The following is a 21354-nucleotide window of genomic DNA, read 5'->3' on the forward strand; positions in this document are numbered from 1 at the left end:
GCCGCCATGAATAGAACTCTCTATACCTCGCTGTTTTACCTGGGGCTGCCATTGGTGGCGATTCGGCTGTGGCTGCGTTCGCGCAAGGCGCCGGCGTATGCCAAGCGGATTGGCGAACGTTTCTCCTATGGCCTGCCGACCTTGCAGCCCGGAGGTATCTGGGTTCACGCCGTCTCGGTGGGCGAGAGCATCGCGGCTGCGCCGATGATCCGCGCGCTGCTGCAACGTTATCCACAACTGCCGATCACCGTGACTTGCATGACGCCGACCGGGTCGGAACGCATTCACGCAATGTTCGCCAACGAGCCACGCATCCAGCACTGCTACTTGCCCTACGACTTGCCCTGCGCAGCCGCGCGTTTCCTGGATCGCGTGCAGCCGAAACTGGCAGTGATCATGGAAACCGAACTGTGGCCCAACCACATTCACCAATGCGCCAAACGCGGGATTCCGGTGGCATTGGCCAACGGACGCCTGTCCGAGCGTTCGGCCAAAGGCTATGGCCGGTTCAGCAAGCTGACCGCGCCGATGCTCGCCGAAATGAGTCTGTTCGCCGTGCAGACTGAAGCCGAAGCCCAGCGCTTCCGCGATCTGGGTGCGCGTGCGGAAACAGTCGAAGTCACGGGCTCGATCAAGTTCGACCTGACCATCGACCCGCAACTGCTGCAACGCGCCGCTGAACTGCGGGGCCAATGGCAGGCGCAGGAGCGCCCGGTGTGGATCGCTGCCAGCACCCATGAAGGCGAAGACGAGGTGGTGCTGAATGCTCACCGTCGTTTGCTGGCCAACCATCCCGATGCGCTGCTGATTCTGGTACCGCGTCATCCGGAGCGCTTCAACTCGGTGTTCGAATTGTGCCAGCGTGAAGGTTTTGCCACGGTGCGCCGTTCCACTGGCGCGAGTGTCGATGCGCAAACTTCGGTGCTGCTCGGCGACACCATGGGCGAGCTGCTGTTTCTCTATGCCCTGGCCGACAGCGCGTTCGTCGGCGGAAGCCTGGTGCCCAACGGCGGGCACAATCTGCTGGAGCCGGCAGCGTTGGCGAAACCGGTGATCAGCGGCCCGCACCTGTTCAACTTCCTCGATATCGCCGCGCAACTGCGCAGCGCCGGGGCCTTGGCCGAGGTGGATGACGCCGAAGGTCTGGCGACAGAGGTGCAGCGTCTGTTCGAACTGCCGCGCGACGCACAGCGCATGGCCGAAGCCGGATTGAGCGTGATGCGCCGCAATCAGGGTGCGTTGCAGCGCTTGCTCGATGGACTGGGAAGGTTGATCGACCGCGCATAAAAAACGCAGCCTCAGGGCTGCGTTTCTTGTTTAAGGTCGGGCCTTGAGCTGCGCTTCCGCTGCCTTGGCCAGATCCGGCGGCAGGAAATCCTTGTCCGGGTTGTAGTCGGCTTTCAGATAACGCGTCAGATCCTGCAAATCACCCGGGTTCAATGTCCCCGCCGCCTGCTTCAAACGCAGGTTGTCGAGGATGTAGTCGTAGCGGGTGTTGTTGTAGTTGCGCACCGAGGTGTAGAGCTGACGCTGGGCGTCGAGTACGTCGACGATGTTGCGCGTCCCCACCTGATAACCGATTTCCGTGGCTTCCACCGCGCTCTGGTTGGAGATGATCGACTGGCGGCGCGCCTGCACCTGCTCGACGTCGGTGTTCACCGCGCGGTGCAGGTTGCGGGTGTTCTCCACCACTTGCCGGCGCAGGCCTTCACGCTGTTGTTCGGTCTGGTCCAGCCGCGAGTACGACTCGCGCACTTGCGAGCTGGTCAGCCCGCCGCTGTAGATCGGGATGTTCAGTTGCAGGCCCACAGTGCTCTGCTCGACGTTGCCACTGTACGGCGTACCGAACGCGTTCGGGTTGGAGAAGCCGAGGGCGTCGTTGTCGCCTTTTTCGTATTTGGCCACGGCGTCGAGGGTCGGCAGGTGCCCGGCCTTGCGCTGTTTCAGGGTCTGTTCGGCGGAGCTGACCGCGTAGTTGCTGGCCAGCAGATTGAGGTTCTGTTTCGCGGCGGTATCGACCCAGGCCTTGGCGTCGTTCGGCGCCGGCGGCAGGATCGGCAACGTGTGGACGATGCCCTGGATCGAGTTGTACTGGCGGTTGGTCAGGGTGATCAGCGCTTGGAACGCATCATCGACCTGACGCTGGGCGACGATCCGGTTGGCCCGTGCGGTGTCGTAACTGGCTTGCGATTGCAGCACGTCGGTCTTGTCCGACAGGCCCACGTCGAAGCGCTCGTTGGACTGGTCGAGCTGGCGCTTGAACGCGGCTTCCTCGGCCTTGGTCGAGGCCAGGTTGTCCTGGCTGCGCAGCACGTTGAAGTAGCTTTCGGCGGTTTGCAGGATCAGGTTCTGCTCGGTGGCCGAAAGTTGCAGCGCGGCCTGCTCGTTGACGTCCTTGGCGGCCTGGTACTGGAACCAGCGATCGGCGCGGAACAGCGGTTGCGCCAGCGTCGCCTGATAGGAGTGCGCGCTGCGATTGGCGATGGCCGAGGGCTGGTCGATCGAAGTGCGCACGTTGGCGACTTCAGCGCCGCCGGACAGGTTCGGCAGCAGCCCGGCCCGGGCCTGGGGCACCACTTCTTTCTGCGCACCGTACTGGGCGCGGGCGGCGGCCAGGTCGGCGTTGTTGTCGACCGCTTCCTGGTAGACGCTGACCAGATCGGTCCTGGTCGATAAAGGCGCTTCTGCTGCCCAGGCCGTTGCGGTGGACGCACAAGACACGGCGACAGCCAGTGAGAGTTTGCGCAGCATGAGGCGATCCCTAGCATGAATATTATGGAAATAATCCGGGCGCCAAAGGTAAGGCGCGGCCCATGCAGCGTCAAGGCGCGGCATGGCGTAGCGAGTGTAGTAGCGCCGACGGCAGGCAACAATCTGCCAATTGCGCCATTCATCATGGTGTTTGCCGCGGTGTTGGCGTTCTTTGCCGGTTGTGTCTAGACTGGCCGGGTTCTTGTCGGGGTGCCTTGCTATGAGGCTGAGATCGAATAATTTCGGATCCCGTTGAACCTGATCAGGTTAGCGCCTGCGTAGGGAACAAGATTTCTCGTCACCCGGCGAGTCCTCTTGTGCTTCGTCCGGGAAATTGTTCGACAATCGAACGCACGACGACGATGCACAGCACCAGTCCTGGTGCGTCCGTGCCTTTCAGGTTCTGCTCCGACAATCCACTGCCTGGATGCTGTCTGGAGAGCCCGTGATGACTACAAAATCTAAAAACGCGATCAACCTGAGTGACTCGGCCAAGGTCGACGAGCAGTCGGTTCAACCGTTCACCCGTTCGCAAAAAGTCTACGTTCAGGGCTCCCGCCCGGACATCCGCGTGCCGATGCGCGAAATTACCCTTGATGTGACCCCGACCGACTTCGGCGGCGAAATCAACGCGCCGGTCACCGTCTACGACACCTCGGGCCCGTACACCGATCCGAACGTGGTGATCGACGTGCGCAAAGGTCTGGGCGACGTGCGTTCGGCATGGATCGACGACCGTGGCGACACCGAGCGTCTGCCAGGCCTGAGTTCGAATTTCGGTCAGGAACGCCTGGCCGATCCAGAGCTGACCAAGCTGCGTTTCGCCCACGTCAACAACCCGCGCCGCGCCAAGGCCGGGGCCAACGTCAGCCAGATGCACTACGCGCGCAAAGGCATCATCACCGCCGAGATGGAATACGTCGCCATCCGCGAAAACATGAAGCTGCAAGAAGCCCGCGCTGCCGGCCTGTTGAACCAGCAGCACGCCGGTCACAGCTTCGGTGCGAGCATTCCGAAAGAAATCACCCCTGAGTTCGTCCGCGAAGAAATCGCCCGTGGTCGCGCAATCATTCCGGCCAACATCAACCACGTCGAACTCGAGCCGATGATCATCGGCCGCAACTTCCTGGTGAAGATCAACGGCAACATTGGCAACAGCGCGTTGGGTTCGTCCATCGAAGAAGAAGTGGCAAAACTGACCTGGGGCATTCGCTGGGGTTCGGACACGGTGATGGACTTGTCCACCGGCAAGCACATCCACGAAACCCGCGAGTGGATCATCCGTAACTCGCCGGTTCCGATCGGCACCGTGCCGATTTATCAGGCACTGGAAAAAGTGAATGGCGTCGCCGAAGACCTGACCTGGGAGCTGTTCCGCGACACGCTGATCGAGCAGGCGGAGCAGGGCGTCGACTACTTCACCATCCACGCCGGCGTGTTGCTGCGCTACGTGCCGCTGACCGCCAAGCGTGTGACCGGCATCGTGTCCCGTGGCGGTTCGATCATGGCCAAGTGGTGTCTGGCGCACCACAAAGAGAACTTCCTCTACACCCACTTCGACGAAATCTGCGAAATCATGAAGGCCTACGACGTCAGCTTCTCGCTGGGCGACGGTCTGCGTCCGGGCTCGATTGCCGACGCCAACGACGAAGCGCAATTCGGCGAACTGGAGACCCTCGGCGAGCTGACCAAGATCGCCTGGAAGCACGACGTGCAATGCATGATCGAAGGCCCCGGCCATGTGCCGATGCAGTTGATCAAGGAGAACATGGACAAGCAGCTGGAGTGCTGCGACGAGGCGCCGTTCTACACCCTCGGCCCGCTGACCACCGACATCGCACCGGGTTACGACCACATCACCTCGGGTATCGGTGCGGCGATGATCGGCTGGTTCGGTTGCGCGATGCTCTGCTACGTGACGCCGAAGGAACACCTGGGTCTGCCGAACAAGGATGACGTGAAGACCGGGATCATCACCTACAAAATCGCGGCCCATGCGGCGGATTTGGCCAAGGGGCACCCGGGCGCGCAGATCCGCGACAACGCCTTGAGCAAGGCGCGTTTCGAATTCCGCTGGGAAGACCAGTTCAACCTCGGTCTGGACCCGGACACCGCCCGTTCGTATCACGATGAAACCCTGCCGAAGGATTCGGCGAAGGTCGCGCATTTCTGTTCGATGTGCGGGCCGAAATTCTGCTCGATGAAGATCACTCAGGAAGTCCGCGAATACGCGGCCAACCAGCGGATCGATGCGGTCGACGTGGACGTCGCCCAGGGCCTGGCGGAACAGGCCGAGCGGTTCAGGAAGGAAGGCAGTCAGCTGTACAAAAAAGTTTGATCCCGCACTGATCGTTCCCACGCTCTGCGTGGGAATGCCTCTAGGGACGCTCCGCGTCCAGTGACGCGGAGCGTCACGGGCTGCATTCCCACGCGGACGGTTCGACGCCTCGACGTGGGAACGATCACACGGGTCAGCACAACAACAAATGTCCCTCTGAGATAACACCCTTGAGCATTCAACCCGGTACTTATTCCCCCGACCTCGCCGTGCCCGCCGACAAGCGTTTATTCGGCGGTCGGGATCTGTTCTCCCTTTGGTTTTCCCTTGGCATCGGCCTGATGGTATTGCAGACCGGCGCGTTGCTGGCGCCGGGGCTGGGCCTGTCGGGATCGCTGCTGGCGATTTTTCTCGGCACCCTGGTTGGCGTCCTGTTGCTGGCCGCCGTTGGCGTGATCGGCAGTGACACCGGCCTGTCGTCGATGGCCGCGCTGAAACTCAGCCTCGGCAGCAAAGGTGCGAGCCTGCCGGCGCTGCTTAATCTGCTGCAACTGATCGGTTGGGGTTCGTTCGAAATCATCGTCATGCGCGATGCGGCCAGCCTGTTTGGCACCCGTGCGTTCAGCGAAGGTTCGCTGTGGGCCAGTCCGATGCTGTGGACGCTGTGTTTCGGTGCGCTGGCGACCTTGCTCGCGGTCAGCGGGCCGTTGACGTTCGTGCGCAAGATCCTGCGCAAGTGGGGCATCTGGCTGATTCTGGCCGCGTGCATCTGGCTGACGTGGAACCTGTTCGCCAAGGCCGATCTCGCCGCCTTGTGGGCTCAGGCCGGGGATGGCTCGATGCCGCTCGCCGTGGGTTTCGACATCGCCATCGCGATGCCGCTGTCGTGGCTGCCGCTGATTGCCGACTACTCGCGTTTCGGCAAACGGGCGAAGAATGTGTTCGGTGGCACCGCCATCGGTTTCTTCATCGGCAATTTCTGGCTGATGAGCCTCGGCGTCGCCTACACCCTGGCCTTTGCGCCAAGCGGTGAAGTCAACGCGCTGCTGCTGGCACTGGCCGGCGCCGGTCTGGGGATTCCGCTGTTGCTGATTCTGCTGGACGAGTCGGAAAACGCTTTCGCCGACATTCACTCGGCAGCGGTTTCCAGCGGGATTCTGTTGCGTCTGAAAGTCGAGCATCTGGCGCTGGCCATCGGTGTGATCTGCACTCTGATCGCCTTGCTCGCGCCGTTGGCGCAGTACCAGAACTTCCTGCTGCTGATCGGCTCGGTGTTCGCGCCGCTGTTCGGCGTGGTGCTGGTGGATCACTTCATCCTGCGCAAGCGCAGTGCTCAGGTGGCGTCGGCCGCCTTGCGCTGGCCGGCACTATTGGCCTGGCTGGGTGGCATCAGCACCTATCACCTGCTGGCCAATCTGTATCCGGATGTCGGCGCGACCCTGCCGGCGCTGGTGCTGGCAGGGCTGCTGCAACTCGTGCTCGGCCGGGCTTTCAGTTACGGCCGGGAAACAGCTCGGGCTTGAGAATGCCGTTCAGGCGCGGGTAAGGGATCTTCAGTTCGACGTGGCCCAGCGCATAAGGCGCAATGGTGGTCACGTCGTACTTGAGGATCACGCCGCCGTAGGTCAGCGCCACGTTCGGGGTTTTGACGAACGGCCAGCTCTTCACGAATTCCGGTTCCTGATCGAGCTTGGTGCTGATCAGCCAGCTGTTGTGCGCCACTTGCGCCGCTTTCCAGAACGCCTCTTCCTGACCCGGCAGCAGCATGTCCACCAGGGTCAGCACCTTGTGCTGCTGACGCGAATAGTTGATGAAACCGCGTCCCGGCGTACCGTGGGCACCGCCGGTGTCCAGGTAGCTCGAGGTTTCGATGATCACCAGACCGTCATGCTGCTCGCGTACTTTCGCCTGCAAATAGCTGCTGTTGCGCGGGCCGGCGTTGGCCAGGAACTGCTCGCGATACGCTGCCAGCGTCGGCGCCACCGGGGCGTTCGGTGCGGTGCGGGTCATTTGCAGCAGGCGTTTTTCGATGATGCCGTCCAGCGCCGGTTCTGCCGGGAAGCGCAACGTATCGATGTTCACCAGCGGACAGTCCTGGTTGGAACAACCCGGTTTCAGCGTTTCCGAGGCGTCGCGGGTGGTTTCCAGCGGCGTGCGATAGTTGGGCTGGAACAGGCTGGCGCAGGCGCCCAGGGTCAGGGCGATGGCGGCCACGGAGGCAATTTTGAAAAGCGACATGGGCGTCCTTTCTGAAGCAGGGGAAGGCAAAAAGTTACCGCTTCGACTCTCAACGAAGCGGTCAGTTCGCCACTAAGCTAATTAGAGTGGGTTTCGCCTCCACCGTCCATCCCGCTGACAGTAAAGGGGCTGCATCAAACGTCACGGGCGCGTTAGGATGGCGCGAAGTCGAGGTCGCAAGAAGGCGCCTCGTGTTGGATTTGCAGTAAAGAGGATGCTCATGACCGATTTTGCCAAAGCCATTCCGAGCGCCGTCGATATCGTGCGACGCGAGCAGTGCTACAAGGGCTTCTACAAGCTCGACCGTCTGCACTTGCGCCACGAACTGTTCGCCGGTGGCATGAGCCGCGAAATCAATCGTGAAGTGTTCGTGCGCCACGATGCCGTGTGCATGCTGCCTTACGATCCGCAGCGCGATGAAGTGGTGCTGATCGAGCAGTTTCGCGTCGGGGCTCTGGGCAAGGCGGACAACCCGTGGCTGGTGGAACTGGTCGCCGGTCTGATCGACAAGGACGAACAGCCGGAAGAAGTTGCTCACCGCGAGGCACAGGAGGAAGCTGGGCTGGACATCAAGGCCCTGTGGCCGATGACCAAATACTTTCCGTCACCGGGCGGCAGCAACGAATTCGTGCATCTGTACCTGGGGCGTTGCAGCACCGAAGGCGCGGGCGGCCTGCATGGGCTGGAGGAAGAAGCCGAAGATATTCGCGTCACGGTCTGGGCTTTTGAAGATGCCCTGCAGGCCGTACGTGACGGACGGATTGCCAATGCGGCGAGCATCATCGCCTTGCAGTGGCTGGCGCTCAATCGCGCCGAAGTGAGGGGGCTATGGTCGTAAACAAGTTGCGCGATCGCTACCGCGTCGACCTTGCGGGGCTGCAAGCCGCCTGCGAGGCGAACTATGCGCGCCTGATGCGACTGTTGCCGGACATGCGCAGCGACCCCGAAGCGCGGCGCATCGCGGTGACCCAGGGCGACCAGATGCTTGGCGTGCTGGCGCTGGAAGTGCTGCAGACCTGTCCCTACACCACGACCTTGCAGGTGCGCCAGGAACACAGCCTGCCGTGGCTGCCGGTGCCGCAACTGGAAGTGCAGGTCTATCACGACGCACGCATGGCCGAGGTGATCAGCGCCGAGCATGCGCGACGTTTTCGCGGCGTCTATCCTTACCCGAATGCGGCCATGCACCAGCCGGACGAAAAAGCCCAGCTCAATCTGTTCCTGGGTGAATGGCTGAGTCATTGTCTGGCGTGCGGACACGAATACGCGGCAGTCCGATAACCAGCGCAAGTTGTGAACTGCGTCCGGTTCGCCGGTTTCTCTTTGTGGTGTCCCCCCGCATAATTGCCGCTCCTATCCAGCCCGTGATCCCCGGGGAGAACGCCTTGCCGAGCGTATCGACTTTGACCACCGCCGACACGGCGTTGCTGGTGCAACTCTCTGACAGCCATCTGTTCGCCGAGGCGGACGGAGCGCTGCTGGGCATGAACACCCGCGAGAGTCTGCAAAAAGTCATCGAGCTGGTGCTCGAACAGCAACCGCGGATCGACCTGATCGTTGCCAGCGGCGACCTGTCCCAGGACGGTACGCTGGAGTCCTACCAGCAATTCCGGCAGATGACGGCGCAGATCGACGCACCGGCCCGCTGGATCCCCGGCAATCACGACGAACCGCAGATCATGGCTCAAGCGACTGTGAAGAGCGCGTTGCTGGAGTCCGTGGTGGATGTCGGCAACTGGCGCGTGACCCTGCTCGATTCGGCGGTGCCCGGATCGGTGCCGGGGTATTTGCAGGATCACCAACTGCAACTGCTTGCCGGCTCCCTGAGCGAAGCGCCGGATCGCCATCATCTGGTGTGCTTTCACCATCATCCGGTGTCGATCGGCTGCGCCTGGATGGAGCCGATCGGCTTGCGCAATCCGGAAGCCTTTTTTGAGGTGCTCGATCGGTTTCCGCAGGCCCGCGCCGTGCTGTGGGGGCATGTGCATCAGGAAATCGACCGTGAGCGCAACGGCGTACGGCTGATCGCCTCGCCGTCGACCTGCATCCAGTTCGAGCCGGGCAGTGAAGACTTCAAGGTCGGCGAGCAGGCACCGGGGTATCGCTGGTTGCGCTTGTTGCCGGATGGGCGGCTGGAGACCGGCGTGGAGCGTGTCACCGGTTTTGATTTTCAGGTGGATTACGGCTCCAACGGTTACTGATGACGGGTGCAGCGCTGATTTCCTCGGGTGCTGGCCCAACACCCCCTGACTCCCTGTAAACTCCGCTTTCTTAAGCCGACGCCCAGGGAGCTCAAATGTCCGGTTCGATTCTCTATATCCATGGTTTCAACAGCGCGCCGGCCTCGAAGAAGGCCTGTCAGCTGGTCGAGGTGATGGAACGGCTGGGTCTGAGCGATCAACTGCGTGTGCCGGCGCTGCATCACCACCCGCGTGAAGCCATCGGTCAGCTGGAACAGGCAATCGCCGAACTCGGCCGGCCATTGCTGGTGGGAAGCTCGCTCGGCGGCTACTATGCGACTCACCTGGCCGAGCGCCATGGCCTGAAAGCCTTGCTGGTCAACCCGGCCGTCAGTCCGCACCGGATGTTCGACGGATACCTGGGCACCCAGAAAAACCTGTACACCGACGAAACCTGGGAGCTGACCCACGACCACGTGACGGCCCTGGCCGAGCTGGAAGTGCCGGCGCCGCAGGATCCGCAGCGTTATCAGGTATGGTTGCAGACCGGGGATGAAACGCTGGATTATCGCCTTGCCCAGCAGTATTACCGGGCCTGTGCCTTGCGCATTCAGGCCGGCGGCGACCACAGCTTCCAAGGATTTGTTACACAATTGCCGGCATTGCTCAGCTTTGCCGGGATTGGCGCCGATACCTATCAGGCAATCGATTTCACCGCACTGTGAAGTCTTGCCCCATTTTCATTGAATCACTGACGACGAGACCCTATGGCCACTCCCAGCGCTAGCTCCTATAACGCCGACGCCATCGAAGTCCTCTCGGGCCTCGACCCGGTGCGCAAGCGCCCCGGCATGTACACCGACACCAGTCGGCCGAACCACCTCGCCCAGGAAGTCATCGATAACAGTGTCGACGAAGCCCTGGCCGGCCACGCCAAATCGATCCAGGTCATCCTCCACGCCGACCATTCGCTGGAAGTCTGCGACGACGGCCGTGGCATGCCGGTTGACATCCACCCGGAAGAGGGGGTGTCGGGCGTTGAACTGATCCTCACCAAGCTCCATGCGGGCGGCAAGTTTTCCAACAAGAACTACCAGTTCTCCGGCGGTCTGCACGGGGTGGGTATTTCCGTGGTCAACGCCTTGTCGACCCAGGTACGGGTGCGGGTCAAGCGTGACGGCAACGAATACGAAATGACCTTCGCCGACGGCTTCAAGGCCACCGATCTGCAAGTGATCGGCACCGTCGGCAAGCGCAATACCGGGACCAGCGTGTACTTCGCGCCGGACCCGAAATACTTCGACTCACCAAAATTCTCCATCAGCCGCCTCAAGCACGTGCTCAAGGCCAAGGCCGTTCTGTGCCCGGGGCTGTTGATCAGTTTCGAAGACAAAGGCACCGGCGAAAAGGTCGAGTGGCATTACGAAGACGGCCTGCGCTCCTATCTGGTGGATGCGGTCAGCGAATTCGAGCGCCTGCCGGATGCGCCGTTCTGCGGCAACCTGGCCGGCACCAAGGAAGCGGTCGAGTGGGCGCTGCTGTGGCTGCCGGAAGGCGGCACCTCGGTCACTGAAAGCTACGTCAACCTGATCCCGACGGAGCAGGGCGGCACCCACGTCAACGGCCTGCGTCAGGGCTTGCTCGACGCGATGCGCGAGTTCTGCGAATTCCGCAGCCTGCTGCCGCGCGGCGTGAAGCTGGCACCGGAAGACGTCTGGGAACGCATTGCTTTCGTCCTGTCGATGAAGATGCAGGAACCGCAATTCTCCGGTCAGACCAAGGAACGTCTGTCTTCCCGTGAAGCGGCGGCGTTTGTCTCCGGTGTGGTCAAGGACGCGTTCAGCCTGTGGCTCAACGCCAACCCGGAAACCGGTCTGGCCCTGGCAGAGCTGGCAATCAGCAACGCCGGCCGTCGCCTGAAAGCCAGCAAGAAAGTCGAGCGCAAACGCATCACCCAGGGCCCGGCATTGCCGGGCAAACTGGCCGATTGCGCCGGGCAGGACCCGATGCGTTCCGAGCTGTTCCTGGTGGAAGGTGATTCCGCCGGCGGTTCGGCCAAGCAGGCGCGAGACAAGGAATTCCAGGCGATCCTGCCGTTGCGCGGCAAGATCCTCAACACCTGGGAAGTCGACGGCAGCGAAGTGTTGGCCAGCCAGGAAGTGCACAACATCGCCGTGGCCATCGGTGTCGATCCGGGCGCCGAGGACATGAGCCAGCTGCGCTACGGCAAGATCTGCATCCTCGCCGACGCCGACTCCGACGGTCTGCACATCGCGACCTTGCTCTGCGCCTTGTTCGTCCAGCATTTCCGCCCGCTGGTGGATGCCGGTCATGTCTATGTGGCAATGCCGCCGCTGTACCGCATCGATCTGGGCAAAGAAATCTACTACGCCCTCGACGAAGCCGAGCGCGACGGGATCCTCGACCGTCTGGTGGCCGAGAAGAAGCGCGGCAAGCCGCAGGTCACCCGATTCAAAGGTCTGGGTGAAATGAACCCGCCGCAACTGCGCGAAACCACCATGGACCCGAACACCCGGCGCCTGGTGCAGTTGACCCTCGGGGACGACTTCGCACAGACCTCGGAAATGATGGACATGTTGCTGGCGAAAAAGCGCGCCGGCGACCGCAAGACCTGGCTCGAATCCAAGGGTAACCTCGCCGAGGTTCTGGCCTGATGCGGTTTGGCTGGGCCTTGGCGGGTGCATTGCTGCTGGGTTCGATGACGGTGACGGCAGAGCCTGTGCAAGAGCTGCGCGTGCTCGCCGAACACCCGGTCGAAGGCATGCGCGGCGGCAACCTGTCGGGGCTGGCCTTGTGCGGCAATGACCTGTGGACCGTTTCGGACCGCGACGATGATCAGATCTACCGTCTCGATATCCGCGACCGGGTCTGGCAGGCTACGGCCGTACGCATCGATCCGCCGAAAGTGCCGGACAGCGGCTTGCCGTGGGGCATCAGTTCGCGCACCTGGGCGGCGTCGTTCATTCGGGGCGGGGATCTGGATTTCGAAGGCATCAGCTGTGACAGCGCAGGCAACCGCTACATCGTCAGCGAGGCCCACGCGGCCGTGCTGCAAGTACCGCCGCAGGGGCCGTCGTCGTGGCTGAAAATCTCGCCGATGATGGTGCGCGAGGCGCGGGCCAGCGGCATGTTGCTGCAGTTCAACGCGATATTTGAAGGTCTGGCGATCAGTCCGGCGGGCGATCAGATGTGGCTGGCTGCCGAGCGGCAAAGTCGCGGTTTGTTGCTGATCAAACGCCAGCAGACGGTATGGGATTGTGACGGTCGCTGCGTGCTGCTCAGTGAAGGCGGCATGGAAATGCAACCGCCGCAGTTCCCGAAAGCCCGTCCGGTCAATCGGGATTTTTCCGATATCTCCCTGTTCAACGGCAAGCTGTTTACCCTTGAGCGCAACGCGTACCAGATCTGTCGTCGCGATGCGCAGACGGCCAGGGTCGAGCTCTGCTGGTCGTATGCGGCCGAGCTGTTGCAGGCCAATCGGCGTTATTCGCAGAACTTCGGCCTGGAAGAGGCGCTGGTGGTCGATGCTCAGGGGGCCTGGATCGGCGTCGACAACAATTTCGGCCCGCGCGCCGATGGCGAGGTTCGCCCGATCATCTGGCGTTTCGCCGCGCCGGACGGTGGCTGGAGCGCCAAGCCTTAGGCCTTCGTTATCGCGTTGCTGATTGTTCGCCATCCGCAGCAGAACCGGAAAACCCTGTAATACTTGAGTCAGGAAAAATTAGCCTGTTATTGAAGCACTGGCGGGGCGTTACCGCCGGACAGGCTTGTGATGGGCATACCGATGATTAAAAGCGCTTAATGATTTAAAGCTTTGCTGCACTGGCCAGTGGTTGAAGTCCTTGGCCCAAGTGCAGGCAATGAAGCTCTGAAGCAATGCTGTCGAGACAGTAGTGAGGTCGTTGAATTCCGACATGTCGTGCAAGGCTCGGGGAAACTTGAAACGCCGACTGCGGGAGATTCAATGATGAAACTCAATTATGTTGTTGCGGGTATTTTGTTGGTCTGTAGTTCAATGGTAGTGGCTGCTGACCCTGAATTGCGGATGCTTTCGGAGCATCCGGTGGATGGCATGCGCGGTGGTAACCTGTCTGGCCTCGCCAGGTGCGGTGAGCAGTTGTGGACGATTTCGGATCGAGATGACGATCGCATCTATAGGCTCGATACACGAGCCACGGTGTGGAAGGCCGAGGCTGTTTTGATTAATGTTCCACCAGCGCCTGACGATGCTGGACGGACTCTGAGCATGAAAGCCCAGAGCTTTTTCAGATCGCTTGCGGGTAATGGTGCGTTGGACTTTGAAGGCATCACCTGCGACTCTGGCCGGAATCTGTACGTTCTCAGCGAAACGTATTCAGCCATTCTCAAGGTCACATTTACTGGAGCCTCGGCCTGGTTTTTGACCATCTCGCCGAACATGCAGATAAAGTCGAGGGAAGCCGGGTTGTTGGCGCACGCCAATGCGCTGTTTGAAGGCTTGGTGATTACTGGCATTGGCAGTACTCAAATCTGGCTGGCAGCAGAGCGGCAAAAAAGAGGGTTGGTAAAAATCGAGCGGCGTATCATTTATTACGAATGGTATTGCGCTGTCGGTTGTGTGGTGATGGCCGAGGGAGGGCTGGCGCCGCAACCGCCCCAATTCCCGGGCTCAAAATTAGTCGAGAAGGACTTTTCGGATATTGCTCTATTCAATAAGAAGCTGTTTCTGCTGGATCGCAATGCTTTCAAAATCTGTCGCCATGAAATGCTGACGGGCAAACAGGAGCGTTGCTGGTCATTCGCTGCGGATGCACTGGTTCCGAGCCGTCAATACAACGCCAAACACGGAATGAGTGAGGCCTTGCTGGTCGATGCTCAAGGCGCGTGGATAGGTGTCGACAACAATTACTCAACCCGCGCCGATGGAGAGTCTCGCCCGATTGTGTGGCGCTTTGCGGCTCCTGCGGGCGGCTGGGATGCGAGCCTTTGAGTCAGCAACCACCAGGCAAGCGCGCCGGCCGGGTGCTGATGATTCTGGCCTGGTGCGCGGCGCTGTTTCTGGCCACGCGGTTTTTCGGCCAGTGGGAAGAGCGCCAGCGCAATCCCAATGTGGAAATGGCTTCGCAGCAGGGCAACGGCTTTATCGAAGTGAAACTGATCGGCAACGCCCAGGGACATTTTGTCGCCAGCGGCCTGATCAACGGTCGACCGGTGGAGTTCATGCTCGACACCGGCGCGACCGATGTGGCAATCCCGGCCGAGGTGGCGAAAAACCTCAGGCTGGAAGAAGGTTTCGGTGTGACCCTGAGCACGGCCAATGGCCTGAGCCAGGGCTATCGCACTCGTATCGACCGCCTGCAACTGGGCGACATCGTGTTGCGGGATGTCCGCGCACTGGTGGCGCCCGGCCTGCATGGCGATCAGGTGCTGCTCGGCATGAGCGCCCTGAACAAACTTGAATTTACCCAGCGCGGTGGCACCATGCTGCTGCGCCAGACAACGAACCGATGAGGCCCGCATGAGCGACTCCCTTGATCTCAGCCTGGACGGTGTAGAACGCCGCTCGCTGGCTGACTTCACCGAAAATGCCTACCTCAACTACTCCATGTACGTGATCATGGACCGTGCCCTGCCGCATATCGGCGACGGCCTGAAACCGGTACAGCGGCGTATCGTCTACGCCATGAGCGAGCTGGGGCTGGATGCCGATTCAAAGCACAAGAAGTCGGCGCGTACCGTCGGCGACGTGCTCGGCAAGTTCCACCCCCACGGTGACTCGGCGTGCTACGAAGCGATGGTGCTGATGGCCCAGCCGTTCAGCTATCGCTACACGCTGGTGGACGGCCAGGGCAACTGGGGTGCGCCGGACGATCCGAAATCCTTCGCCGCCATGCGTTACACCGAAGCGCGGCTGTCGCGTTATTCCGAAGTACTGCTCAGCGAACTGGGCCAGGGCACCGCAGACTGGGGCCCGAACTTCGACGGCACCCTGCAGGAACCTCTGGTGTTGCCGGCACGTTTGCCGAACATCCTGCTCAACGGCACCACCGGCATCGCCGTGGGTATGGCCACCGACGTACCGCCGCACAACCTGCGCGAAGTCGCCACCGCGTGCGTGCGCCTGCTTGACGAGCCGAAAGCCACGGTCGAACAGCTCTGCGAGCACATTCAGGGCCCGGACTATCCGACCGAAGCAGAAATCATCACCCCGCGCGCCGACCTGTTGAAAATGTACGAAACCGGCAAGGGCTCGGTGCGCATGCGCGCCGTGTACCACGTCGAGGACGGCGACATCATCGTCACCGCGCTGCCGCACCAGGTCTCCGGGGCCAAGGTGCTGGAACAGATCGCTGCGCTGATGCAGGCCAAACCGTCGAAAGCGCCGCAGATCGCCGATCTTCGCGACGAATCCGACCACGAAAACCCGTGCCGCATCGTGATCATCCCGGTCAACAGCCGTGTCGATCACGAAGCACTGATGCAGCACCTGTTCGCCAGCACCGAGCTGGAGTCGACCTACCGGGTCAACGTCAACATCATCGGTCTGGACGGCAAGCCGCAGCTGAAAAACCTCCGTACGCTGCTGGTGGAGTGGCTGGAATTCCGCGTGCTGACCGTGCGTCGCCGCTTGCAATTTCGCCTCGACAAGGTCGAGCGCCGCCTGCACCTGTTGGACGGTTTGCTGATTGCCTACCTCAACCTGGATGAAGTGATCCATATCATTCGCACCGAGGAGCATCCGAAAGCCAAGCTGATCGAGCGTTTTGCCCTCAGCGAAATCCAGGCCGACTACATCCTCGACACCCGTCTGCGTCAGTTGGCGCGACTGGAAGAGATGAAGCTGCGTGACGAGCAGGACGAACTGCTCAAGGAACAGGCCAAGCTGCAAGCCCTGCTGGGCAGCGAAGCCAAGTTGAAGAAACTTGTGCGCAGCGAACTGTTGAAAGATGCCGAAACTTACGGCGATGACCGTCGGTCGCCAATCGTTGAACGTGCGGAAGCCAAGGCGCTGACCGAGCACGATCTGCTGCCGAACGAGAAAGTCACCGTCGTGCTGTCGGAAAAAGGCTGGATCCGTTCGGCCAAGGGCCACGATATCGATGCGACCGGCCTGTCGTACAAGGCCGGCGACGGCTTCAAGACCTCGGCGGCGGGGCGTTCGAACCAGTCGGCCGTGGTCATCGACTCCACGGGCCGCAGTTACTCGCTGGCCACCCACACCCTGCCATCGGCGCGGGGCCAGGGCGAGCCGTTGACCGGCCGTCTGACGCCGCCGCCGGGTGCAACGTTCGAATGCGTGCTGATGCCTGAAGAGGACTCGCTGTACGTGATCGCCTCCGACGCCGGCTACGGTTTTGTGGTGAAAGGCGAAGACCTGCAAGCCAAGAACAAGGCCGGCAAGGCGCTGTTGAGCCTGCCGAACAACGCCAAGGTGATTGCGCCGCGTCCGGTCGCTGACCGCGAGCACAACTGGCTGGCCTCGGTGACGACCGAGGGTCGCCTGCTGATCTTCAAGATCAGCGATCTGCCACAATTAGGGAAGGGCAAGGGCAACAAGATCATCGGTATTTCCGGTGAGCGTGTGGCCAGTCGCGAAGAATATGTCACGGACATCGCCGTTCTTCCGGAAGGCGCCACCTTGGTGCTGCAGGCCGGAAAACGCACCTTGTCGCTGAAGGCCGATGACCTCGAACACTACAAAGGTGAGCGTGGTCGCCGTGGTAACAAACTGCCACGTGGCTTCCAGCGGGTGGATGCGCTGCTCGTCGAAAACCTCAATTAAGCGGCCAGGAAGCGGTCGCACTCATTTCTCCTTCGGAGAAAATGACTGAGAACGCCTCTCTAGAGCGTCCGATCTACGATTTAACCCGTAGATCGGCGCTTTGGCGCTGGAGTCGGAACGCATATTCACGGATGATATGGCCTTTCCAAGCGCCGGCGTGGCCGAGCGTTATTCATATTTATTGAGTATTTTCACTGTGGTCAGCCTTGTGGCGGCCACCTGGACGGGATGATGACTTCTCTGCGCCCCCTTATTTTCCTGCTCGCCGGCGTTCTTGGCCTGGCGGGTTGCAGCGTTCACCAGCCGGTGTCGCTGTATCAGCTGGACAGCGGAAGTCCGGCCCAGCCTGCGCAAAGCGCGGGCATGGCAGTTTTGCTGGGCCCTGTGATCGTTGCCGATTACCTGCAACGGGAAACCCTGTTGCAGCGTCAGCCGGACGGCAGCCTTCAGGCCTCGACCGATGGTCGCTGGGCCGGTAGCCTTTCATCGGACATCGATCAGTTGCTGTTGCGTCAGGTTGCCGGGCATCTGGACAGTCAGCGCGTGGTGCTGGCGCCAGCGACCCTGGGCTTCACCCCGGATGTGCAGGTGCTGTTGACCATCACTCGTCTGGATTCCGGTGCCAAGCAACCGGCGATTCTGGACGCGCAATGGCGCCTGATCGACCGCCGTGGCCAGGTGCGCGACAACCGCATCGTCCATCTGCAGGAGCAACATGCCGGTACCACCGCCGCACAGGTGCAGGCGCAGGGCGTGTTGTTGCAGCGTCTGGCCGAGCAACTGTCGGTAGCGCTCAAACCGTTGGCCAATCAGCCACCGGTCGCCGAGGCGCCACGCAAGTCGGCACCGAAACCGGCAGCGCCGGCGGCGGAAGCCGAAAAGCAGCCGAAGATACCGATGGCTTCGCCGATTCGTACCGATATGGAAGTGTTCCGCTTCTAAGGCTGGAATGAGTCAGGACAGAGCCCGCCTTGTGCGGGCTTTGTTGTGTCTGTTGGCGGGATATCTACGGTATGGCAGCCGGCCTCTTCGCGAGCAGGCTCGCTCCCACAGGAAGTGTGGGCGCCGCTGATCAAGTGTGTGCGAGCCTGCTCGCGAAGGGGCTGGCACAGGCAACAAAAAAGCCCGCAGACAATCGCGTGTCTGCGGGCTTCATCGTTTCTGGGCTAAGGCTTAGGCCCGGCGCTCATGCATCCGCGCCAGTTGCCGCTCAAGCATTGACGGATAAGGCTCCATCAACCGCTCCACACAGCAAGCCCCCTCAGGGCTGGCAATCGGCCGGATTCGTGCGCGCTGGCGAATCAGCGCGTCGTCACCGATCTTGCGCTCCACCAGCAGCAGGTTGCGGCTGTGTTGCGACAGGGCCAGGGCGTCCTGGGCGGAATCGGTCAGCAACAGGTCGATCTGGCTCAGGCCGAACAGTTCGTCGCCGAGTGTCAGGCCCAGCTGCAATTGCAAGGTGATGCCGCTGTCGGCGACTTCGATCTGCAACTGGTGGCCCAGCGCCCGCAGCAGCTCGCCGCAGCAGATGGCGTTGGTCAGGTAATCGTCGCCGCTGTCTTCAGTGTGGAACAGCATCAGGGTGCTGCCGTCGTTCAGGGTTTCGATTTCGCCCTGATACAGCGAAGCGGCCTGCTCCAGACAGTCGCGGTAGCGATCCTGCAACTCTTCCAGACGTGCGCGCGGCAAACGGCGCAGTTGTTCCTGCGAGCCCAATTGCACCGCCAGCACCGCCGTGTGTTGCGGCACGCTCGGGGTCGGTCTGCGCACGGCCGGTTGCGCGGTATCGCTCAGCGATTCGTCACGCAGGTCGGCGAACGGGTCTTCGTCATCGTCGTCTTCAACGGTGCTGACCACATGGCGTGGCGCAGGTTTCTGCGCAGCCATCGGGCGGCTTTCGTCGAAACTCGGATCACGCAGGTTGCGCACTTCGAATTCCGGCTCGTCGTCCTCGAACTCGGGCTCCGGCTCGGGCTCCGGTTCGGCCGGCTCCGGGGCGTAGTTGGCGTGCAACTGGCGTGCAAGATCGCCGATCTCGTCCTGACGCTCGATACCCGGCGTGTATTCGTCGATACGGCGCAGCCACACGCGCAATTGCAGCAGCGGTGTAGAGATGTGCCGGCCCAGACGCAGGCTCAGGGCCAGGGACAGTGCCAGCAGGATCGCACTCAGGATGCCCATGCTTTGCAGGCTGATGGTCATCGGCTGCTGGAACTGATCCATGTCCAGGCTGATGCGCAGTTGCCCGGCGGTCACGTCCTGAAAGGTGATCTTGCTCTCGTACATGCCCTCGGCTTCGCCGAGCAGGCCGTGCTTGGGCCGCTGACCGGACTCGGCGAGGATGCGGTTGTCCACACTGTAGATGGCGGCGTGGGCCACCAGTTTGTTCTTGGTCAGGTTGTTGAGCAGCACGTTGAGGCTGAGGATGTCGTTGGACACCAGCAGTTCGGTGGCGGAGGTGGCGGTCTGCGTGGTCAGGCTTTCGCCCAGCGCATCGGCCTGCTCGTGCATGGCCTGCTTGAACTGCAGGCCCATCACGCAGGCATATATCACCAGGGCCAGGGCGACCAGGATCACGTTATGGCTGGCAATGCGCAATGCAATCGGTACACGGCGGTGGCGCAGTGCACGGAAGATCAGCAGAAAGAAGTTATCGGTTTTAACTGGCGTGGGCCGGTTCACTGAGCTCGGCTCTTTTGTCCGTGAAGTTGACGCGCAGTATAGCGACAGGCCCTAGACCGGCAAAGCGCTGGCGGTGCCCGATGGTCACTGAAAGTGGGTAGAATGCGGTTTTTTTCCAGTTGCGGGGGTGCGCGTTGCGCGAAATCGTCCTGATTAACATCACGGGAGTCGACCGTCCGGGTCTGACAGCGGCCATTACCGGTGTTCTGGCCCAGGGTGGTGTGAATATCCTCGACATCGGTCAGGCGGTGATCCACGACATGCTGTCGTTCGGCATCCTTGTGGAAATCCCCGACTCCGAGCAGGGCAAGTCGGTGCTCAAGGACATCCTGTTCAAGGGCTATGAGCTCGACCAGCAGGTACGTTTCACCCCGGTGTCCGAAGAGGATTACCAGCAATGGGTGGGCAATCAGGGCAAGAAACGCCACATCGTTACCCTGCTGACCCGCAAGGTCACCGCCGGCCAGTTGCAGGCTGTGAGCTCGATCACCGCCAAATACGGCCTGAACATCGACCATATCGACCGTCTGTCGGGTCGCATGCCGCTGGACACTCCGGCTGACAAGGGCAAGGGCTGCATCGAGTTCTCCGTACGTGGCGAAGCCGCCGATCCGCAGGCCCTGCGCGCCGAGTTCCTCAGCGTGGCTCAGGAACTGAATGTCGACATCGCCTTCCAGGAAGATTCGCTGTTCCGTCGCAACCGCCGTCTGGCGGTGTTCGACATGGACTCGACCCTGATCGAAGCCGAGGTCATCGACGAACTGGCCAAGGCCGCCGGCGTTGGCGACCAGGTTTCGCACATCACCGAGCGGGCGATGGCCGGCGAGCTGGACTTCCGCGCCAGCTTCAAGGAGCGTCTGGCGCTGCTCAAGGGCCTGGATGTCAGCGTGCTGGATTCGATCGGCGCCTCGCTGCGCCTGACCGAGGGCGCCGAAACCCTGTTCGCCGAACTCAAGCGCCTGGGCTACAAGACCGCGATTCTGTCGGGCGGTTTCACCTATTTCGCCAAGCAATTGCAGGCCAAACTCGGCATCGATTACGTGTTCGCCAACGAACTGGAAGTGGTCGACGGCAAGTGCACCGGCGTGGCGATCGAGCCGATCGTCGATGCCCAGCGCAAGGCCGATCTGCTGAAGCAGCTGGCTGAAAAAGAAGGCTTGCGTCTGGAGCAGACCATCGCCGTGGGCGACGGTGCCAACGACCTGCCGATGCTGGCGATTGCGGGTCTGGGCGTGGCGTTCCGCGCTAAACCGCTGGTCAAGCAGTCGGCGAAGCAGGCGATTTCCACCCTCGGGCTGGATGGCGTTCTGTACCTGCTGGGCTTCCGGGATCGCGACGGACAGCTCTGAAAGCTCTGTCGCCTGAGCTGGCCCCTTCGCGAGCAAGCCCGCTCCCACAATTGAAATGCATTCCACTGTGGGAGCGGGCTTGCTCGCGAAAGG

17 protein-coding genes and 1 riboswitch are annotated in these 21354 nt (G+C 61.6%); of the genes, 14 read left to right on the plus strand and 3 right to left on the minus strand.

Annotation, left to right across the window (positions count from 1 at the left end; translation table 11 throughout):
• The first annotated feature begins 6 nt into the window (after positions 1-6).
• Positions 7-1287, plus strand: coding sequence for a lipid IV(A) 3-deoxy-D-manno-octulosonic acid transferase (gene waaA, locus K3819_RS02420; RefSeq protein WP_221398563.1), 1281 nt, complete (start codon positions 7-9; stop codon positions 1285-1287).
• 30 nt (positions 1288-1317) lie between these two features.
• On the opposite strand, the gene K3819_RS02425 is transcribed toward waaA, so the two are convergent.
• The gene (locus K3819_RS02425; protein WP_039766588.1) at positions 1318-2751 is read right to left on the minus strand and encodes a TolC family outer membrane protein; all 1434 of its coding nucleotides are present in this window, start codon (positions 2749-2751) and stop codon (positions 1318-1320) included.
• 196 nt (positions 2752-2947) lie between these two features.
• Positions 2948-3053, plus strand: a riboswitch (TPP riboswitch).
• A gap of 146 nt (positions 3054-3199) precedes the next feature.
• Here K3819_RS02425 and thiC point away from each other — a divergent pair.
• Both thiC and cytX read left to right on the plus strand, forming a co-directional pair.
• Positions 3200-5089 (plus strand): phosphomethylpyrimidine synthase ThiC, encoded by a 1890-nt coding sequence (thiC, locus tag K3819_RS02430; protein ID WP_221398564.1) that lies wholly within the window; start codon positions 3200-3202, stop codon positions 5087-5089.
• A gap of 170 nt (positions 5090-5259) precedes the next feature.
• Positions 5260-6552, plus strand: coding sequence for a putative hydroxymethylpyrimidine transporter CytX (gene cytX / locus K3819_RS02435; protein ID WP_221398565.1), 1293 nt, complete (start codon positions 5260-5262; stop codon positions 6550-6552).
• Here cytX and K3819_RS02440 read toward each other — a convergent pair.
• Positions 6521-7267 carry an RsiV family protein gene (locus tag K3819_RS02440; RefSeq protein ID WP_221398566.1) on the minus strand — a complete coding sequence of 249 codons (747 nt, stop codon included), beginning with the start codon at positions 7265-7267 and terminating at the stop codon, positions 6521-6523. The two genes, cytX and K3819_RS02440, sit on opposite strands and share 32 nt — an antisense overlap.
• 220 nt (positions 7268-7487) lie before the next feature.
• On the opposite strand from K3819_RS02440, the gene K3819_RS02445 reads away from it, so the two are divergent.
• From K3819_RS02445 to K3819_RS02490, 10 genes are all read left to right on the plus strand, one after another.
• Positions 7488-8105: an NUDIX domain-containing protein gene (locus K3819_RS02445; RefSeq protein ID WP_064593070.1), complete on the plus strand. Its 618-nt coding sequence runs from the start codon at positions 7488-7490 to the stop codon at positions 8103-8105.
• Positions 8096-8548, plus strand: coding sequence for a DUF1249 domain-containing protein (locus tag K3819_RS02450; RefSeq protein ID WP_085611078.1), 453 nt, complete (start codon positions 8096-8098; stop codon positions 8546-8548). The genes K3819_RS02445 and K3819_RS02450 overlap by 10 nt, the downstream gene beginning before the upstream one ends.
• A 104-nt stretch (positions 8549-8652) precedes the next feature.
• Complete coding sequence (cpdA, locus tag K3819_RS02455) at positions 8653-9468, plus strand: 3',5'-cyclic-AMP phosphodiesterase (protein WP_221398567.1); 816 nt, start codon at positions 8653-8655, stop codon at positions 9466-9468.
• 95 nt (positions 9469-9563) lie between these two features.
• Positions 9564-10172 (plus strand): YqiA/YcfP family alpha/beta fold hydrolase, encoded by a 609-nt coding sequence (locus tag K3819_RS02460; RefSeq protein ID WP_064382909.1) that lies wholly within the window; start codon positions 9564-9566, stop codon positions 10170-10172.
• A gap of 42 nt (positions 10173-10214) precedes the next feature.
• Entirely contained in the window at positions 10215-12122 is a 1908-nt protein-coding gene (parE, locus tag K3819_RS02465; RefSeq protein WP_039766602.1) for a DNA topoisomerase IV subunit B, read from the plus strand.
• Complete coding sequence (locus K3819_RS02470; protein WP_085611076.1) at positions 12122-13111, plus strand: esterase-like activity of phytase family protein; 990 nt, start codon at positions 12122-12124, stop codon at positions 13109-13111. Before parE ends, K3819_RS02470 begins: the two co-directional genes overlap by 1 nt.
• Before the next feature lie 324 nt (positions 13112-13435).
• A complete protein-coding gene (locus tag K3819_RS02475; RefSeq protein ID WP_221399654.1) occupies positions 13436-14437 on the plus strand; it encodes an esterase-like activity of phytase family protein in 1002 nt (333 codons plus the stop codon).
• A complete protein-coding gene (locus K3819_RS02480; protein ID WP_221398568.1) occupies positions 14434-14958 on the plus strand; it encodes a TIGR02281 family clan AA aspartic protease in 525 nt (174 codons plus the stop codon). Before K3819_RS02475 ends, K3819_RS02480 begins: the two co-directional genes overlap by 4 nt.
• A gap of 7 nt (positions 14959-14965) precedes the next feature.
• Positions 14966-17230 carry a DNA topoisomerase IV subunit A gene (parC, locus tag K3819_RS02485; protein ID WP_085611074.1) on the plus strand — a complete coding sequence of 755 codons (2265 nt, stop codon included), beginning with the start codon at positions 14966-14968 and terminating at the stop codon, positions 17228-17230.
• Positions 17231-17461: 231 nt separating this feature from the next.
• A complete protein-coding gene (locus tag K3819_RS02490; protein ID WP_039766610.1) occupies positions 17462-18172 on the plus strand; it encodes a membrane integrity-associated transporter subunit PqiC in 711 nt (236 codons plus the stop codon).
• Positions 18173-18403: 231 nt separating this feature from the next.
• Here K3819_RS02490 and K3819_RS02495 read toward each other — a convergent pair whose 3' ends face one another.
• A complete protein-coding gene (locus K3819_RS02495; protein ID WP_074689624.1) occupies positions 18404-19912 on the minus strand; it encodes an AhpA/YtjB family protein in 1509 nt (502 codons plus the stop codon).
• A 134-nt stretch (positions 19913-20046) separates the two neighbouring features.
• Between K3819_RS02495 and serB the strand changes: the two genes are divergently transcribed.
• The gene (serB, locus tag K3819_RS02500; protein ID WP_221398569.1) at positions 20047-21261 is read left to right on the plus strand and encodes a phosphoserine phosphatase SerB; all 1215 of its coding nucleotides are present in this window, start codon (positions 20047-20049) and stop codon (positions 21259-21261) included.
• The last annotated feature ends 93 nt before the right edge of the window (positions 21262-21354 follow it).

The organism is Pseudomonas sp. 3-2 (assembly GCF_019710535.1).
Lineage (GTDB): Bacteria > Pseudomonadota > Gammaproteobacteria > Pseudomonadales > Pseudomonadaceae > Aquipseudomonas > Aquipseudomonas pharyngis.

What these genes read in the sequence shown, in the direction of transcription:
- waaA (WP_221398563.1), top strand. Translation starts at nt 7, where the DNA reads ATGAATAGAACTCTCTATACCTCGCTGTTTTACCTGGGGCTGCCATTG.
- K3819_RS02425 (WP_039766588.1), bottom strand. Translation starts at nt 2,751, where the DNA reads ATGCTGCGCAAACTCTCACTGGCTGTCGCCGTGTCTTGTGCGTCCACC.
- thiC (WP_221398564.1), top strand. Translation starts at nt 3,200, where the DNA reads ATGACTACAAAATCTAAAAACGCGATCAACCTGAGTGACTCGGCCAAG.
- K3819_RS02440 (WP_221398566.1), bottom strand. Translation starts at nt 7,267, where the DNA reads ATGTCGCTTTTCAAAATTGCCTCCGTGGCCGCCATCGCCCTGACCCTG.
- K3819_RS02445 (WP_064593070.1), top strand. Translation starts at nt 7,488, where the DNA reads ATGACCGATTTTGCCAAAGCCATTCCGAGCGCCGTCGATATCGTGCGA.
- K3819_RS02450 (WP_085611078.1), top strand. Translation starts at nt 8,096, where the DNA reads ATGGTCGTAAACAAGTTGCGCGATCGCTACCGCGTCGACCTTGCGGGG.
- K3819_RS02460 (WP_064382909.1), top strand. Translation starts at nt 9,564, where the DNA reads ATGTCCGGTTCGATTCTCTATATCCATGGTTTCAACAGCGCGCCGGCC.
- parE (WP_039766602.1), top strand. Translation starts at nt 10,215, where the DNA reads ATGGCCACTCCCAGCGCTAGCTCCTATAACGCCGACGCCATCGAAGTC.
- K3819_RS02470 (WP_085611076.1), top strand. Translation starts at nt 12,122, where the DNA reads ATGCGGTTTGGCTGGGCCTTGGCGGGTGCATTGCTGCTGGGTTCGATG.
- K3819_RS02475 (WP_221399654.1), top strand. Translation starts at nt 13,436, where the DNA reads ATGAAACTCAATTATGTTGTTGCGGGTATTTTGTTGGTCTGTAGTTCA.
- parC (WP_085611074.1), top strand. Translation starts at nt 14,966, where the DNA reads ATGAGCGACTCCCTTGATCTCAGCCTGGACGGTGTAGAACGCCGCTCG.
- K3819_RS02490 (WP_039766610.1), top strand. Translation starts at nt 17,462, where the DNA reads ATGACTTCTCTGCGCCCCCTTATTTTCCTGCTCGCCGGCGTTCTTGGC.